The 14,391-nt window shown below is 64.4% G+C and carries 15 protein-coding genes and 1 pseudogene; 3 read left to right on the forward strand and 13 right to left on the reverse strand.

Translation table 11 applies throughout. The features are described 5' to 3' along the window. Position 1 precedes the first annotated feature (1 nt). The 11 genes and pseudogenes from ACEN2S_RS10435 to ACEN2S_RS10485 all read right to left on the reverse strand — a co-directional run. On the reverse strand, positions 2 to 412 hold the full coding sequence (locus ACEN2S_RS10435; RefSeq protein WP_441865919.1) for a hypothetical protein: 411 nt from the start codon (positions 410 to 412) through the stop codon (positions 2 to 4). Next, entirely contained in the window at positions 412 to 2,442 is a 2,031-nt protein-coding gene (nuoG, locus tag ACEN2S_RS10440) for an NADH-quinone oxidoreductase subunit NuoG (protein WP_441865921.1), read from the reverse strand. The genes ACEN2S_RS10435 and nuoG overlap by 1 nt, the downstream gene beginning before the upstream one ends. 4 nt (positions 2,443 to 2,446) lie before the next feature. After that, positions 2,447 to 3,742 carry an NADH-quinone oxidoreductase subunit NuoF gene (nuoF, locus tag ACEN2S_RS10445; RefSeq protein WP_441865923.1) on the reverse strand — a complete coding sequence of 432 codons (1,296 nt, stop codon included), beginning with the start codon at positions 3,740 to 3,742 and terminating at the stop codon, positions 2,447 to 2,449. 10 nt (positions 3,743 to 3,752) lie between these two features. Then, positions 3,753 to 3,986, reverse strand: a complete 234-nt coding sequence (locus ACEN2S_RS10450) for a DUF5337 domain-containing protein (protein ID WP_441865925.1) — start codon at positions 3,984 to 3,986, stop codon at positions 3,753 to 3,755. A 10-nt stretch (positions 3,987 to 3,996) separates the two neighbouring features. Next, the gene (locus ACEN2S_RS10455) at positions 3,997 to 4,224 is read right to left on the reverse strand and encodes a hypothetical protein (RefSeq protein WP_441865927.1); all 228 of its coding nucleotides are present in this window, start codon (positions 4,222 to 4,224) and stop codon (positions 3,997 to 3,999) included. 29 nt (positions 4,225 to 4,253) lie between these two features. Then, positions 4,254 to 5,408 carry an NADH-quinone oxidoreductase subunit E gene (locus ACEN2S_RS10460; protein WP_441865929.1) on the reverse strand — a complete coding sequence of 385 codons (1,155 nt, stop codon included), beginning with the start codon at positions 5,406 to 5,408 and terminating at the stop codon, positions 4,254 to 4,256. Then, complete coding sequence (locus ACEN2S_RS10465; protein WP_441865931.1) at positions 5,408 to 6,616, reverse strand: NADH-quinone oxidoreductase subunit D; 1,209 nt, start codon at positions 6,614 to 6,616, stop codon at positions 5,408 to 5,410. The genes ACEN2S_RS10460 and ACEN2S_RS10465 overlap by 1 nt, the downstream gene beginning before the upstream one ends. Before the next feature lie 51 nt (positions 6,617 to 6,667). After that, on the reverse strand, positions 6,668 to 7,267 hold the full coding sequence (locus tag ACEN2S_RS10470; RefSeq protein WP_441865933.1) for an NADH-quinone oxidoreductase subunit C: 600 nt from the start codon (positions 7,265 to 7,267) through the stop codon (positions 6,668 to 6,670). Positions 7,268 to 7,280: 13 nt separating this feature from the next. After that, complete coding sequence (locus ACEN2S_RS10475; protein WP_441866149.1) at positions 7,281 to 7,805, reverse strand: NuoB/complex I 20 kDa subunit family protein; 525 nt, start codon at positions 7,803 to 7,805, stop codon at positions 7,281 to 7,283. Further along, positions 7,805 to 8,170, reverse strand: coding sequence for an NADH-quinone oxidoreductase subunit A (locus ACEN2S_RS10480; RefSeq protein ID WP_441865935.1), 366 nt, complete (start codon positions 8,168 to 8,170; stop codon positions 7,805 to 7,807). The genes ACEN2S_RS10475 and ACEN2S_RS10480 overlap by 1 nt, the downstream gene beginning before the upstream one ends. Positions 8,171 to 9,233: 1,063 nt before the next feature. Further along, positions 9,234 to 9,512, reverse strand: a pseudogene (locus ACEN2S_RS10485) (phosphorylase family protein); the annotation flags it as partial. A gap of 212 nt (positions 9,513 to 9,724) precedes the next feature. Between ACEN2S_RS10485 and ACEN2S_RS10490 the strand changes: the two are divergent. The 3 genes from ACEN2S_RS10490 (at position 9,725) to ACEN2S_RS10500 (ending at position 12,422) form a co-directional block, all read left to right on the forward strand. After that, positions 9,725 to 10,456 carry a hypothetical protein gene (locus tag ACEN2S_RS10490; protein WP_441865937.1) on the forward strand — a complete coding sequence of 244 codons (732 nt, stop codon included), beginning with the start codon at positions 9,725 to 9,727 and terminating at the stop codon, positions 10,454 to 10,456. Positions 10,457 to 10,976: 520 nt separating this feature from the next. Then, positions 10,977 to 11,600 (forward strand): OmpW/AlkL family protein, encoded by a 624-nt coding sequence (locus ACEN2S_RS10495; protein WP_441865939.1) that lies wholly within the window; start codon positions 10,977 to 10,979, stop codon positions 11,598 to 11,600. Between the two features lie 276 nt (positions 11,601 to 11,876). Beyond that, positions 11,877 to 12,422: a CreA family protein gene (locus tag ACEN2S_RS10500; RefSeq protein ID WP_441865941.1), complete on the forward strand. Its 546-nt coding sequence runs from the start codon at positions 11,877 to 11,879 to the stop codon at positions 12,420 to 12,422. A gap of 83 nt (positions 12,423 to 12,505) precedes the next feature. Here the strand turns inward: ACEN2S_RS10500 and ACEN2S_RS10505 are convergent, their stop codons facing one another. Both ACEN2S_RS10505 and ACEN2S_RS10510 read right to left on the reverse strand, forming a co-directional pair. After that, on the reverse strand, positions 12,506 to 13,690 hold the full coding sequence (locus ACEN2S_RS10505; RefSeq protein ID WP_441865943.1) for a DegT/DnrJ/EryC1/StrS family aminotransferase: 1,185 nt from the start codon (positions 13,688 to 13,690) through the stop codon (positions 12,506 to 12,508). Then, positions 13,690 to 14,355: an HAD-IA family hydrolase gene (locus ACEN2S_RS10510; RefSeq protein WP_441866151.1), complete on the reverse strand. Its 666-nt coding sequence runs from the start codon at positions 14,353 to 14,355 to the stop codon at positions 13,690 to 13,692. The genes ACEN2S_RS10505 and ACEN2S_RS10510 overlap by 1 nt, the downstream gene beginning before the upstream one ends. Positions 14,356 to 14,391: the final 36 nt, after the last annotated feature.

Consider the following 14,391-nt stretch of genomic DNA (forward strand, 5'->3'; position numbering starts at 1 on the left):
CTCAGACCGTCGGTATTCCCAGTTCAGCGCAATCGGCCACTGCCACTTCGGCATCGATGGTCCGCAGGCCGCGTGGCAAGGCGGGCGATATGGTGTAAACCGCATCCGCCCGCCAGACGCCACCTTGATGATCAACAGCCGTGCGCACGTGGCGCGCAAAGCCATAGCCGCGGATCAGCGCATATTGCGCCGCCGCACATTTCGCATAATCCGCCGCATCCTGCTCATTCCGCGCGCCCTTCATCGACACGTGGAAATTCACCAGATTGCCCTCCAGCAGCCGCGTCTCCACCCCTTGATAGATCGGGGTGAACGGCTTTTCGGGCGCGGTGGCCCCCGCCTCTGCACAGGCCGAGAGGGCGCCCGGAAGGGCGACCAGCAGGGCCAGGGCAAGAGGCGGGCGCCGGATCATTATTCGGCCGCCAGTGCGGTCGCGCCGCGTGCTTTCGCCCCGGCCGAGAGTTCGGCCATCAGCGTGCTCGCGCGGGCGATCGGGTTGGTCAGGTAGAAATCGGTCACCGCATTGCGGAAATCGGCCACGCCCGGATCGCGGAGCGCCAGCGGCACCCAGTCGTTTTCCGGCACGGTGTCGATCTTGGCCAGATGCGGCACCGCCGCGACCAGCGCCCGACGCAGCGCGGCAAGGCTGTCCCAGGGCTGAACGGCACCCAGTTCCGCCGACAGCGCGCGCAGGATCGCCCAGTTTTCTTTCGCCTCGCCCGGCGCGAAACCGGCGCGGAACGCCAGCTGCGGGCGGCCTTCGGTGTTCACGAAGAGGCCGTTTTCTTCCGTATAGGCGGCCGCCGGCAGGATGATATCGGCGCGGTTGGCCCCGCGGTCGCCGTGCGAGCCCTGGTAGATCACGAAGGGGCCGCCTTCAGCCGCCGGGGTGATCTCGACCTCATCGGCGCCGAGGTTGTAGATCACCTCAACCCCTTGCGTCGCCGCGATCAGACCGCCTTCGGTCACAGCGCCCACATCCATCGCGCCCACGCGGGCGGCGGCGGTGTGCAGCACCAGAAGTTTCGAGCCGGTGGTCTGCGCGAGGTTCATCGCATGCGCCAGCACCGCTTCGCCATCGGCTTCGCGCAGCGCGCCCTGCCCGATGATGATGATCGAGGCTTCGTCCTGCACCTTGCCAAAGGCCATATTTTCCAGATTGACCAGTGCGGCGCGGTCGGTGCCGACGTGATCATAATCATAGGTCAGATCAGCCGCCTGACCGATCAGCCCGACATGCGCGCCCGCGGCCCAGGCCTTGCGGATCCGCGCGTTCAGCACCGGCGATTCAAGACGCGGGTTGGTCCCGATCAACAGGATATGCTTGGCGCTGTCGATGTCTTCGATCTTCGCGGTCCCGGCATAGGCCGAGCGGTTGCCGATCGGCAGACGCGCGCCATCGGTGCGGCATTCCACCGTGCCACCCAGACCCTCAACCAGATTTTTCAGCGCGAAAACCGCCTCAACCGGGGCGAGATCGCCCACGAGGCCCAGCACTTTCTTGCCCTTCAGCGCGGCGCTTGCGGCAGCCAGAGCCTCGCCCCAGCCCGCTTTGCGCAGGCGGCCATTTTCGCGGATATAGGGCGTGTCGAGACGCTGGCGGCGCAGACCGTCCCAGACAAAACGGGTTTTGTCCGAGATCCACTCTTCGTTCACGCCATCATGGTTGCGCGGCAGAATGCGCATCACTTCGCGGCCCTTGGTGTCCACACGGATGTTCGCCCCAAGCGCATCCATCACGTCGATGGTTTCGGTCTTGGTCAGCTCCCACGGACGGGCGGTGAAAGCATAGGGTTTCGAGGTCAGCGCGCCCACCGGGCAGAGATCGATGATGTTGCCCTGCAGGTTGCTGTCGAGCGTCCCGCCAAGATACGAGGTGATTTCCGCATCTTCGCCGCGCCCGGTCTGGCCCATCTGGGTGATCCCGGCAACTTCCGAGGTGAAGCGCACGCAGCGGGTGCACGAGATGCAGCGGGTCATCGAGGTTTCGACCAGCGGCCCCAGATCAAGGTCATCGCTGGCGCGTTTCGGCTCGCGGTAACGGCTGAAATCAACGCCATAGGCCATCGCCTGATCCTGCAGGTCGCATTCGCCACCCTGATCGCAGATCGGGCAATCGAGCGGGTGGTTGATGAGCAGAAACTCCATCACCCCTTCGCGGGCCTTTTTCACCATCGGCGAGTTGGTTTTCACCACCGAAGGCGCGCCATCCGGGCCGGGCCGCAGATCCTTGACCTGCATCGCGCAGGAAGCCGCCGGTTTCGGCGGGCCGCCCACCACTTCCACCAGACACATCCGGCAGTTACCGGCGATTGACAGGCGTTCGTGGTAGCAAAAACGCGGCACTTCGACCCCGGCCTGCTCACAGGCCTGGATCAGGGTGAGGTTGGGATCAACCTCGACTTCGATGCCGTCGATAAGGAGTTTGCGCAGGTTGCTCATGTTCTTACTCCGCCGCCATCGCGCCCATGCGCCCGGTGCGCTTGGCTTTGATACGGTCTTCAATCTCTTCGCGGAAATGCCGCACGAGGCCCTGGATCGGCCAGGCGGCCGCATCGCCGAGCGCACAGATGGTGTGACCTTCGACCTGTTTGGTCACCGCGAGCAGCATGTCGATCTCTTCGACTTCCGCGTCGCCGGTCACCAGACGTTTCATCACCCGCATCATCCAGCCGGTGCCTTCGCGGCAGGGCGTGCACTGGCCGCAGCTTTCGTGTTTGAAAAAGCTCGACAGACGCCAAATCGCTTTGATGATGTCGGTGTTCTGATCCATCACGATCATGCAGGCGGTCCCGAACGAGGATTTGTTTTCCCGCATCCAGTCGAAATCCATGATCGCATCTTCGCACATCGAGGCGGGCAGCACCGGGCAGGACGCGCCGCCGGGGATGACGGCTTTCAGGTTCTTCCAGCCGCCGCGCACACCGCCGCCATGCTTCTCGATCAGCTCTTTCATCGAGATCGACATCGATTCCTCGACGACGCAGGGGGTGTTGATATGGCCCGACATCCCAAAGAGTTTGACGCCCACGTTGTTCGGACGGCCAAAGCCCGCGAACCATTCCGGCCCCCGGCGCAGGATCGTCGGGACAACGGCGATGCTCTCCACGTTGTTCACCGTGGTCGGGCAGCCGTAAAGGCCCGAGCCTGCCGGGAACGGCGGTTTCATCCGCGGCATGCCCTTCTTGCCCTCAAGGCTTTCCAGCAGCGCGGTTTCTTCGCCGCAGATATAGGCCCCTGCCCCGTGGTGCAGGTAAATGTCGAAATCATAGCCGGATTTCGAGGCGTTGCGGCCGATCAGACCCGCATCATAGGCCTCGTCAATCGCCGCCTGCAGCGCCTCTTTCTCACGGATGTACTCGCCGCGGATGTAGATGTAAGCGGCGACGGCATTCATCGCAAAACCGGCGATCAGGCAGCCTTCGATCAGCGTGTGCGGATCGTGGCGCATGATTTCGCGGTCTTTGCAGGTGCCCGGCTCGGATTCGTCGGCGTTCACCACGAGGTACGAGGGGCGGCCATCCGATTGCTTGGGCATGAAGGACCATTTCAGACCGGTCGGGAAACCCGCCCCGCCCCGGCCGCGCAGGCCCGAGGCTTTCATCTGATCGATGATCGTGTCACGGCCGCGCGCCAGAATATCGGCGGTGCCATCCCAATGGCCACGCTTTTGGGCGCCTGCGAGGGTGCGGTCATGCATCCCGTAGAGGTTGGTGAAGATCCGATCCTGATCTTTCAGCATGTCTTTTCCCTCAATCGCCCCGTTGGGCCTTTTGTCGCTGCCAGATGCGCCAGGTCACAACCAGCGCCCAGATAAAACCGGCGATTGCCGCCAGATCGGCCAGAAAGGCATAGCGGGCTTCCCAGCCCAGTTTTGCCCCCAAGGCCTGTACCGCAAGCCAGAGCAGCATCGTGCCCGCGATCACAAGGGCGACAATGCGCCCCTCGCGGGCCATATTTTGCGGCTCAGGTTGCGGTTTCTTCATTCCGTCCCACTTAACTTCCGTCGTTCTTCTTGCCTGCGACCCGATGCCGGGCCCGGTTCTTGCTTGCCTTCACCCCCGCGAACCAGGTCAGAAAAGACCCGATCAGCCCGCAGGCCGTGATCGCGAGGAACAGCGCCAACAGGAAACTTGCCCCCGCGCCGTAGACCACCGCCAGCACCAGCACCGCCACCGCCCCTGCGATGATCCAACTTTGCTGACGTTCCGCCCCGCTTATCATTCCCACGACCTCATGCTTGGCCCGCAGGCTCACTCTGCGTCGTAGATACCGTCTTTTTTCGCACGAGCCGAGAATTCCGTCTCGGCACCGTTGGCCAATTGCTGCGCCTGCCCGACCCAATTGTCGCGGCTGGCCCGGCCCTTGAAGCCTTCGAGGTTCTGATCCACCCAGGCCAGTTCCGCCTCCGACCAGGCCGCAACCTGATCGTAGTGGTAAAAGCCCATGCTGTTCAGCAATGCTTCCAGTTTCGGACCGACGCCTTTGATCAGCTTCAGATTGTCCGCGCCCGTGTCGCGCGCTGCCAAAAGCGAGACCGGCTTTTCCGCCATGACCGCGGGCATAACACCTTCGGGCTCGGCCACCGACGCCACCGGCGCCTCTTGCACGGTCACGCCCGTCGGGCTGACAGGCACGCCCGCCGCCGGTTTCGGCTCGGTCACCATCGGGGCATCGACATCGCCCTGACCGTGGTTCATTCCCTGTTGCCAGGGCGCACGCAGCGGCACTTCGGTGCCATCAATCCGTTTGATCCCGTCACCGATGCTTTGCGCCGCCGCGACCGAAGCGTTGTTTTGCGCCCGACCCTCAACCCACTGGGTGAGCGAGGTGGCGCCGTTCGCCGGTTCCGACGAGAAACGGCCGATTTCGCTGCCCGGACGCGGAATATAGCCGTTCGCCATATCGTTGATCAGCGCGGTCAGACCAGCCTGCGTCAGGTCTTCGTAGTAATCTTTGCCGATCTGCGCCATCGGCGCATTGGCGCAGGCGCCCAGACACTCAACCTCTTCCCACGAAAACTTGCCATCGGCCGAGATTTCATGCGGGTTGGCAGCGATCTTTTCCTTGCAGACCTTCATCAGGTCTTCGGCACCGCAGATCATGCAGGACGTGGTCCCGCAGATCTGGATATGCGCCACCGAGCCGACCGGCTGCAGCTGGAACATGAAGTAGAAGGTCGCCACTTCCAGCGCGCGGATATAGGGCATGCCCAGCATATTCGCGACATATTCAAGCGCGGGCCGCGACAGCCAGCCCTCTTGTTCCTGGGCGCGCCACAACAGCGGAATGATCCCCGAAGCCTGACGGCCCTCGGGATATTTCGTCAATTGCGCCTCGGCCCAGGCCTGGTTGGCGGGGGTGAAGGCAAAGCTCTCGGGTTGAACCGGATGAAGGCGGCGAAGCATTAGCGGTCGATCTCCCCGAACACCACGTCCATCGTGCCGATGATGGCCGCGACGTCGGCCAGCTGGTGGCCTTTGGCAATGTAATCCATGGATTGCAGATGCAGGAAACCGGGGGCCCGGATCTTGCTGCGGTACGGTTTGTTGGTGCCATCGGCGACCAGATAGACGCCAAACTCACCCTTCGGCGCCTCCACCGCGGCATAAACCTCGCCCGCGGGGACGTGGAAACCTTCGGTGTAAAGCTTGAAGTGGTGGATCAGGCTTTCCATGTTCCGTTTCATGTCACCGCGTTTGGGCGGGGTGATCTTGCCACGGGCCAGAACATCGCCCTTTTCCACCTTCAGCTTGGCCACAGCCTGACGGATGATGCTGGTCGACTGGCGCATCTCTTCCATCCGGCAGAGATAGCGGTCGAAACAATCGCCGTTCTTGCCGACCGGAATGTCAAACTCGAACTCATTGTAGCATTCATAGGGCTGCGAGCGGCGCAAATCCCAGGCGAGGCCCGAACCGCGCACCATGATGCCGGAATAGCCCCATTTCAGAATGTCATCCTCGGTCACGATGCCGATGTCGGCGTTGCGCTGTTTGAAGATCCGGTTGTCCGACAAGAGGCCGTCGATGTCATCGAGCACGCGCGGGAATTCCACCGCCCATTGGTCGATGTCTTCCAAAAGGCCCTCGGGCAGGTCCATATGCACGCCACCCGGGCGGAAATAGGCTGCGTGCAGACGCGCGCCCGAGGCGCGCTCATAAAAGCCCATCAGCTTTTCACGCTCTTCAAAGCCCCAGAGCGGCGGCGTCAGCGCGCCCACGTCCATCGCCTGCGTGGTGACGTTGAGGATGTGGTTCAGAATCCGGCCGATTTCCGAATAGAGCACCCGGATCAGGCTGGCGCGGCGCGGCACCACGGTGCCGGTCAGCTTTTCGATGGCCAGACACCAGGCATGTTCCTGGTTCATCGGCGCAACATAGTCGAGCCGGTCGAAATAGGGCAGGTTCTGCAGATAGGTGCGGCTTTCCATCAGCTTTTCGGTGCCGCGGTGCAGCAGGCCGATATGGGGATCGCAGCGCTCCACGATCTCGCCATCCAGCTCCAGCACCAGACGCAGCACGCCGTGTGCCGCGGGGTGCTGAGGCCCGAAGTTGATGTTGAAATTGCGGATCTTCTGTTCGCCCGTCAGAACGTCGTCAAAGCTGCCGTCCATAGTCTCACCTTTTTCCTTGCGGTCAGGGCCGGGATCAACCGGCCCCGGGGCTCAGGCCTGCTTTTCGTCGCCGGGAAGCACGTATTGCGCGCCTTCCCAGGGGGACATGAAATCGAATTGGCGGTATTCCTGCACCAGCTGGACCGGCTCATAGACAACGCGCTTTTGCACGTCATCATAGCGCACTTCCACATAACCGGTGGTCGGGAAATCCTTGCGCAGCGGAAAGCCCCGGAAGCCGTAATCCGTGAGGATGCGGCGCAGGTCGGGGTGACCCGAGAACAGGATGCCGAACATGTCGAAGACTTCGCGCTCAAACCAATCCGCGGAGGGATGCACCGAGGTGATCGAGGGCATGAAATCTTCTTCGCGGATCGCCGCTTTCACGCGGATCCGCTGGTTTTGGTACATCGACAGGAAATGATAGACCACGTCGAACCGCGCGGGGCGCTGCGGCCAGTCGATCGCGGTGATGTCCACCAGCGAGGAAAAGCGGCAGGTCGCATCCGTGCGCAAAAACTCGGCAAATTCGACGATCGCCGTGGGCGTGATGGTCACCGTCAGCTCGCCAAAGGCGACCTCGGTGGCCAGTACCGCGTCGGGACGTTTCATCTCGATATGCGCGGCCAGTTCCAGAAGGGCTTGGGTCATGCTCGCATCTCCCTCAGCGAACCAGCGTGCCGGTGCGGCGGATTTTGCGCTGCAACTGCAAGATGCCGTAGAGCAGGGCTTCGGCGGTCGGCGGGCAGCCCGGAACATAGATGTCCACCGGGATCACCCGGTCACAGCCGCGCACCACGGAATAGCTGTAGTGGTAATAGCCGCCGCCATTGGCGCAGGAGCCCATCGAGATCACATAGCGCGGCTCGGGCATCTGGTCATAGACCTTGCGCAGCGCCGGGGCCATCTTGTTGGTCAGCGTGCCTGCGACGATCATCAGGTCAGACTGGCGCGGGGAGGCGCGCGGCGCGGTGCCGAAACGCTCAACATCATAGCGCGGCATGGCGACGTGGATCATCTCAACGGCGCAGCAGGCCAGACCAAAGGTCATCCAGTGCAGCGAGCCGTTGCGCGCCCAGTTGATGATATCCTCGGTCGAGGTGAGCAAAAAGCCCTTGTCCTGCAGTTCGGCGTTCAGGGCCTGCGTGGCCACTTCACGGTCCGCGCCTGCGGTATTGGCTCCGGTCATCACGCCCATTCCAGCGCCCCTTTCTTCCATTCATAGGCAAAGCCCACGGTCAGCACGCCCAGGAACACCATCATGGACCAGAAGGCGACCATGCTGATCGAGCCGAAGGCCACGGCCCAGGGGAACAGGAAGGCGACCTCGAGGTCGAAGATGATGAAGAGGATGGAGACGAGGTAGAAACGCACGTCGAATTTCATCCGGGCGTCGTCGAATGCGTTGAAGCCGCATTCATAGGCCGACACTTTTTCCGGGTCCGGATTCCGCACCGCGACAATCACCGCGGCGAGGATCAGGATAAGACCCAGGGCAATGGCCATCGCAAGAAAAATGAGGATGGGAAGGTATTCTCTCAGCAGTGTGTCCACTGGTGGCTCCCTCGGTTCGCGGCGTTGCGCGCAGGTTCTGGCTATTTGGGGGTTTACTCCCCAAGGTTTGCCGGGTCAACCGAACCCAGCACGGATTTTGGTGCTTTGAGAGAGGTTTGCTCTGTGCATCTGCGCGGGAACTGCGGCTTTTTTAACCAATGCCGCCTGCCGCCTTAACCAAATCGCCGCGCCGGATGATTCCCCCGCACCGGCAAAAGCGCGGTCAGATGCTGCAAATGCAGCATCGGCGCCCGCGGCGGCACCGGGACAGCGGCGGGCGGCGGGACTGAGTCTCTCCCCTCCCGACCTCTGGCGGCCCGGGGCGCACCCGCGCGCCGCTGCCGCGACGGCAAGAAGCGCCAAGGCCCGCCTCCCGGGGTTGGACGGGCAGCGCCCTGCCGCCCCTGCGCCGCCCTCCCCTCACCCCTGCCCCTGAAGCCCTGCCATGCCCCGCCTGAGCTGCCAGCACCGCCCGGGCCGCAAGCGAATTCCACAGGCGCGGTCACATGCCACCGCGCAGCCGCCTGCGTGTCAGGTCACCAACGCGGCCGAGCGTCCGTGCTGGGCGCCGACCAGCGCGCGGCGTGTCCGCCAGCGCGCCCTTCGCGGGCGGAGGCATGGCGGCCTGCCGGGGCAGCTTTTGCCCATCGAATGCCGCGCAACGTCGCCTCTTCTTCGCGCATTTTCTGAAGCGTGCCAGTGGGTCCTGCCGCATCCTTCCGCCCGAAGTGCCCGGCGCGCCCGGCCCAAACCGGATCCTGAGCGCGGTTTGCGGCGCGGGCCTCGCCTCCGGACCTCCAGCCGGGCACCGGAGGCTGACCGCTCCACAGCCACGTCAGGTCATTGCCATTAACTTCCGTGATCCGCAGCAGGTCATTCGCCTCCATGATCTTCCGAACTTCGGGCACAGGACGGTCAACGCGTTCCAATGCATCTGCATGGCCTGCGACATCGCGGCCATGCCCCCCCCTCGCTGTCAAACGCGACGATATTGACGAAGTCCGTGCTGCCATCGGGGGCGCCCGCATCGCCGTCATCGGGGGCAGCAGAGATCCGAAGGGCCTCAAGGACAAAAGGAAAGGCGCGCGGCTTGGGGACGTCCTTTCCTGACAGCAGTCAGGAGGCGGCCGGGGTCGCTTTGGGCCACAAACGCCGTGCCCCACCGGCAGAACCGCTCGGAAGTCGCCGTGCTGTGCGCCCGTTTCTGCTCGTGGCTGAGAACGCCTCTGGCATCAAGGCCTGTGGCGAGATTGGTGATGGCGGAGGCCGCGACGACCTTCATGCCGCAAGGAACGGCGGCGATGGTTTCCGGCACCGCCGACATTGCCACCGCATCGCCCCCCGTATCCTGAAGGCGCGGATGTCCGCAGACATTTCAAAATTCGGACCCGTGGACCGGAAACTGTCCCCTTTTCGCAGATCAATGCCCCCGGAAGCCGCAATCTCCTGCAGTTTGGTGCGCACATCGCGGTCACAGGCATTGGACAGGATCAATGTTCCCACGCCCAAAGCGCGCATCTCTCGGATCAAAAGTACCCGTGCCGGGAACGGGTCATGGCGGTGCAACCGGCCCTGCATGCGGAGGACATCCTGCCCTCTCAACCGCCCGATGACGCGCCGTCCGGAACGGCTGGCCACGGTGGCGTGCGGAATATCCGTGAACTGCGGGATATGTGGTGGCAGGAAGCTGAGGCCAATGGTGTGATGCCCCTCGACGACGGCTCCCTTGCTGACATTATCCTCCTCCGCCAGCCTACCGGTCTGATGTCCGGCCGCAACCTGACCCTGTATCCCGGTCAGGGCCATGAGCCACTCTCCGGCATGATTGCCGCAGGTGAGCGCTCCATGGGACTCGTGGCGCATCTGTCCGCGCCGTGGCAGGGCGACAGCGGCAGGCCGGTCGCGTCGGGCAACAGCTTGGGCGGCGATACGCCTTGCATTCAGAACGACGGGTTGAGCTGTGCGCATGTGCCTATGGGCGACTGCGTGACGGTTGTGGTGCCACCTCCCAAAGGGGCGGCGAGCGTGGCAATGACCCCGCAGGTCAGCGCGAAAAGCGCCGCCAAGCTGCGCCTGTTCGCTGATCGCGGCGCATTTGCCCAAGGCAACATCCCGTCTCAGCCCGCCATTTGCCGTTCCGGGGGCTGGATGCCGGACGCGATGCGGGTCTGCCGGTGTCACCCGCCTGTGCCGCGCCTGATGCCTGCCCGGAGGACCACCAAACATGTCGTGCGACGCTTCTTTGACCCGGTGAATGCTCGCGAACTGGCGCCCGCCGCGGAATAGGCAGGCCCCGCCGCTTTCCGGCCGCCCGGACCGCTGAAGACAGACAGACGAAATGACCGCCCAGCCGCGCCCTCCACAGCCCGAGATGGCGCCGCTCCCGGCCGCAAGCCGAGAGGACAAGGAAGCAGCCGTCCCGCATGCGGCAGGCGGCTCCGTCAGCGGCACCTGCGGGAACTGCGTTCACAGCATGGCAGACAGGCTTTGTGCGAGGAGAGGCTTGCGCAATCAGGCGGGCTGGATTGGCTGGAGCCTACGATCACCGGCTCCACGGGGCAAAGCTGCCATGGTTTCTGAAAGCGCAGGACTTGGGTCAGCCGCCTGACACGAAAGCCGGTTTTGCGGGGCGGCTGCCATCGGGGCGCGGCCAGAGGGGCGTTTCGGGCGGGGCGCTTGTGGTGGAGCACCTCCGCTGGGGCGCGGCGGTTCGCCGCAGCCCGTGCCGCGATTAATTGATCCAAATCAAAGTTTTGCTCCGCCATCGGGCGCAGGTTCCGCCGCAATAAAAGCAGAGGGACTTCCCATGAAACACAGCATTCTCACCCTGTCACTTCTGGCCGCCAGCGCCGGAATCGCCGCCCCCGCCGCCGCGCAATCGGCGGGCGACATCACGCTGGGCTTTGGCTTTCATCAGGTCATGCCGAAATCCGACAACGGGGCGCTCGTCGGTGGCACGCTGCCGGTGAGCGTCGGCAATTCGGCCCGCCCCACCTTCACCGCCGAATATTTCATCCGCGACAATCTGGGGATCGAACTGCTGGCGGCGCTGCCGTTCAAGCATTCGGTGAACATCGACGGCCTGGGCCAGGTCGGCACGGTCAAGCACCTGCCGCCGGTGATCTCGCTGCAATATCACTTCCAGACCGGCAGCGCCTTCAGCCCCTTTATCGGCGCGGGCCTGAACTACACGGCTTTCTTCAGCGAAAAGACCTCGGGCGCGCTGGCGGGCAGCAAGCTGGAGCTGAAAGACAGCTGGGGCCTCGCGCTGCATGCGGGCTTTGACTACAAGGTCTCGGATCATGGCGCGCTGCGCACCGATCTGCGCTGGATGGACATCGACACCAGCGTCAAGCTGGATGGCGCCAAGATCGGCACCGTCAACATCGACCCGGTCGTGGCGGGCGTCTCCTACGTCTACCGGTTCTGAGCGATACCGGCGGGATGAAACGAGATGCGGCGGGCCTCCGGGTCCGCCGTTTTCATCCGTTTTGCACTTTTCGGGCGGCGCGGGCCGGAACCGGCATGGCTCTGATCGGTTGGTTTTGCGGCAAAGCGGGGTGACGGCACCGCCCGCCCCCGGCAAGATGGCGCCAAATCAGCAGCAAGGGATCACAGGATGCGCATCGACTTCACAAGAGCCCGCCCGGCATCCGCCGCGCTGACAGGCGGCCCTGGACAAAGCGGCAGTGCCGCTGCGCCGGAGATGGCCCGCACATGGTCCATCGCGGGCGCATGGTCCACCGCGGGCGCAAGGTTCGTCGCGGGCGCAGCGCTGTCGGCATGCCGGGCGGTTTCGGCATGCACCGCTCTTGCGGTCAGCGCCGCGGCACTCTTGTCGACCGCTGCGGCGGCAGATGAGGTGGGCCGGGTCGGCGTGGATTGGGTGGGCAATGACATTGTCATCGAGGCGATCCCCGACCCCAAGGTGGCGGGCGTGACCTGCCATGTCGCCTATTTCGACCGCTCGCTCATCGACCGGCTGAGCAAGGGCAACTGGTTTGAGGATCCCTCGAACGGCTCCATCGCCTGCCGGCAGACCGGGCCGATCACATTGGGCGATATTGCCAAGGGGCCGAAGGGGGAAAAGGTTTTCTCGGAAAGCCGCTCGCTGGTGTTCAAATCGCTGCGGGTGACGCGGATCTATGACGCGGAACATCAGGTGCTGATCTACCTGACCCATGCCAATGAGCTGACCGATGGGTCGGCGAAGATGGCAATCTCGACGGTGCCCCTCTACGGGTCGGAGTGAGGGCGGGACCCCCGGGGGCTGTCTGCCCCCGGACCCCCGAGGATATTTTTCCCGAAGCAAGCCCCTGCGCGGAAACAGAGAAATCAGGCGCGGGACACTTCGTCGGTGATGATGCGGGCGATCTGCGCGGCATCTTCCGTGCTGAAGGTCAGCGGCAGCCGCATGTCGAGGAGCGTGGAGAGGATGCGGTCGGTTTCGGGCATCGCCTGCGCCGGGGCATAGTGCCAGCTGTGATGGGTGGAGGTGAAGGCGACGGGCTCGGGCGCGCCGAACCATTTCAGCTCAACCCCGCGGGCGGCGCAGGCGGCGACGAAGGATTGGATACGGGCGGGTGGCCAGCCCGGCAGGCGGAACTGGATCGAAGATCCGACATAGGCCTCGGCCTGCGGGCGGTGCGGCAGCTGGATCCCGGGGGTTTCGGCGAGGCCCCGCTCTGCGGTCTGGTACAGCGCGTTCCAGCGGGCAATCTGGCGCGGCAGATCGGCCAGTTGCGGCCGCAGGATCGCCGCGCGCAGATTGTCCATCCGGCCCGAGATGTTCGGCGTGGTCCAGCGGGCGGCCTCAAAGGCTTCGGCCGACGGCGCGGCGCGGTGGCGCGGGTAGAGCATATAGGAACCGGACAGAAGGATCGCGCGGGCCATCAGATCGGCGTCATCCGAGACCAGAAAACCGCCCTCGCCTGAATTCATGTGTTTGTAGGTCTGGGTGGAATAGCAGCCGATCACCCCATGGCGGCCCGAGGCGGTCCCCGCCCAGGAGGCCCCCATCGTATGCGCGCAATCCTCGATCACCCGCACCCCAGCCGCGTCGCAGATCGCCATCAGCGCTTCCATATCCGCCAGATGGCCGCGCATATGGCTGAGCATCAGCACCCGCGCGCCTGTGGTATCGATCTTTGCGGCGAGGTCCTTGAGATCAATCGTCAGATCCTCGGTCACCTCGACATAGGCGGGCACCAGACCCACACTGGCAATCGCCCCCGGGACCGGGGCCAGAGTGAAAGCATTGGTCAGCACCACCGAGCCCGGCGCAAGGTCGAGCGTGCGGAGCGCGCAGGCGAGAGCATAGCCGCCCGAGGCCACGGCGAGGCAATAGCGCGCCCCGGTGAAGGCGGCGAATTCCTCCTCAAGGAGCGCGGTTTCGGCGATCTCGCCCGGCGCCACATTGTAGCGGTGCAGCCGCCCGTGGCCGAGCACCGCCAGTGCCGCATCAAGCGCCGCCCGCGGCAGGGGTTCCTGCTGGGTGAAATTGCCGGTGAAGATTTCCATCAGGCGGCCCCCAGCAGTTTTTCGGCGAGATCCGGCAGATCGTCGTAATGCGCGAGCAATGCATCCGGGGCGAGGCGCGCCACCCCTTCCCCCTCGGGGCCAAAGCTGACCAGCACCACCGGCACGCCCACGGCGCGCGCGGTATCACGGTCGGTCACCGTATCGCCGATCAGGATCGAGCGATGCGCCGCGCCGCCTGCCCCGGTCACCGCCGCGAGGTAGGGCGCGGGGTCGGGTTTGCGGGTGGACAGCGTATCGGCGCCGATCAGCGCCGCGAAATGGTCGCGGATGCCGAGGCGGCGGGTAAGTTCCTCGGCGAGAGCCGCCGGTTTGTTGGTGCAGATCGCCACCGCAAAGCCGCGCGCCTTCAGCGCCGCCACCGCCGCCATCGCGCCGGGATAGAGCCGGGTGTGGGTGTCGATATGCTCGGCGTAATGCGCGAGCAGTTCGGGATAATCCGCCTCAACTTCGGTTTCCGTGTGGCCGGAGCGCGCATATCCCGCCCGCAGCATCGCCCGTCCGCCGTGAAAGGCCACCAGCGCATCCGCCACCGGGTCCAGAAGATCGCCCAGCCCCCGGGCGCGGAAACAGGCATTCGCCGCCGCGATCAGATCGGCGGAAGTGTCCGCCAGCGTGCCATCCAGATCGAAAATCACCGTGCGCATTGCCATCCTGCCTGTCTCAAGAACCGGTCTCGTTGT

Source organism: Phaeovulum sp. W22_SRMD_FR3, assembly GCF_052113705.1.
In the GTDB taxonomy this organism is placed as follows: Bacteria; Pseudomonadota; Alphaproteobacteria; order Rhodobacterales; family Rhodobacteraceae; genus JBGQOG01.

Coding starts and splice junctions, on each gene's coding strand:
- nuoG (WP_441865921.1), bottom strand. CDS start 2,442: ATGAGCAACCTGCGCAAACTCCTTATCGACGGCATCGAAGTCGAGGTT.
- ACEN2S_RS10500 (WP_441865941.1), top strand. CDS start 11,877: ATGGCCCGCACATGGTCCATCGCGGGCGCATGGTCCACCGCGGGCGCA.
- ACEN2S_RS10450 (WP_441865925.1), bottom strand. CDS start 3,986: ATGAAGAAACCGCAACCTGAGCCGCAAAATATGGCCCGCGAGGGGCGC.
- ACEN2S_RS10470 (WP_441865933.1), bottom strand. CDS start 7,267: ATGACCCAAGCCCTTCTGGAACTGGCCGCGCATATCGAGATGAAACGT.
- ACEN2S_RS10490 (WP_441865937.1), top strand. CDS start 9,725: ATGGCGGTGCAACCGGCCCTGCATGCGGAGGACATCCTGCCCTCTCAA.
- ACEN2S_RS10435 (WP_441865919.1), bottom strand. CDS start 412: ATGATCCGGCGCCCGCCTCTTGCCCTGGCCCTGCTGGTCGCCCTTCCG.
- ACEN2S_RS10455 (WP_441865927.1), bottom strand. CDS start 4,224: ATGATAAGCGGGGCGGAACGTCAGCAAAGTTGGATCATCGCAGGGGCG.
- ACEN2S_RS10510 (WP_441866151.1), bottom strand. CDS start 14,355: ATGCGCACGGTGATTTTCGATCTGGATGGCACGCTGGCGGACACTTCC.
- nuoF (WP_441865923.1), bottom strand. CDS start 3,742: ATGCTGAAAGATCAGGATCGGATCTTCACCAACCTCTACGGGATGCAT.
- ACEN2S_RS10460 (WP_441865929.1), bottom strand. CDS start 5,408: ATGCTTCGCCGCCTTCATCCGGTTCAACCCGAGAGCTTTGCCTTCACC.
- ACEN2S_RS10465 (WP_441865931.1), bottom strand. CDS start 6,616: ATGGACGGCAGCTTTGACGACGTTCTGACGGGCGAACAGAAGATCCGC.
- ACEN2S_RS10495 (WP_441865939.1), top strand. CDS start 10,977: ATGAAACACAGCATTCTCACCCTGTCACTTCTGGCCGCCAGCGCCGGA.
- ACEN2S_RS10475 (WP_441866149.1), bottom strand. CDS start 7,805: ATGACCGGAGCCAATACCGCAGGCGCGGACCGTGAAGTGGCCACGCAG.
- ACEN2S_RS10505 (WP_441865943.1), bottom strand. CDS start 13,690: ATGGAAATCTTCACCGGCAATTTCACCCAGCAGGAACCCCTGCCGCGG.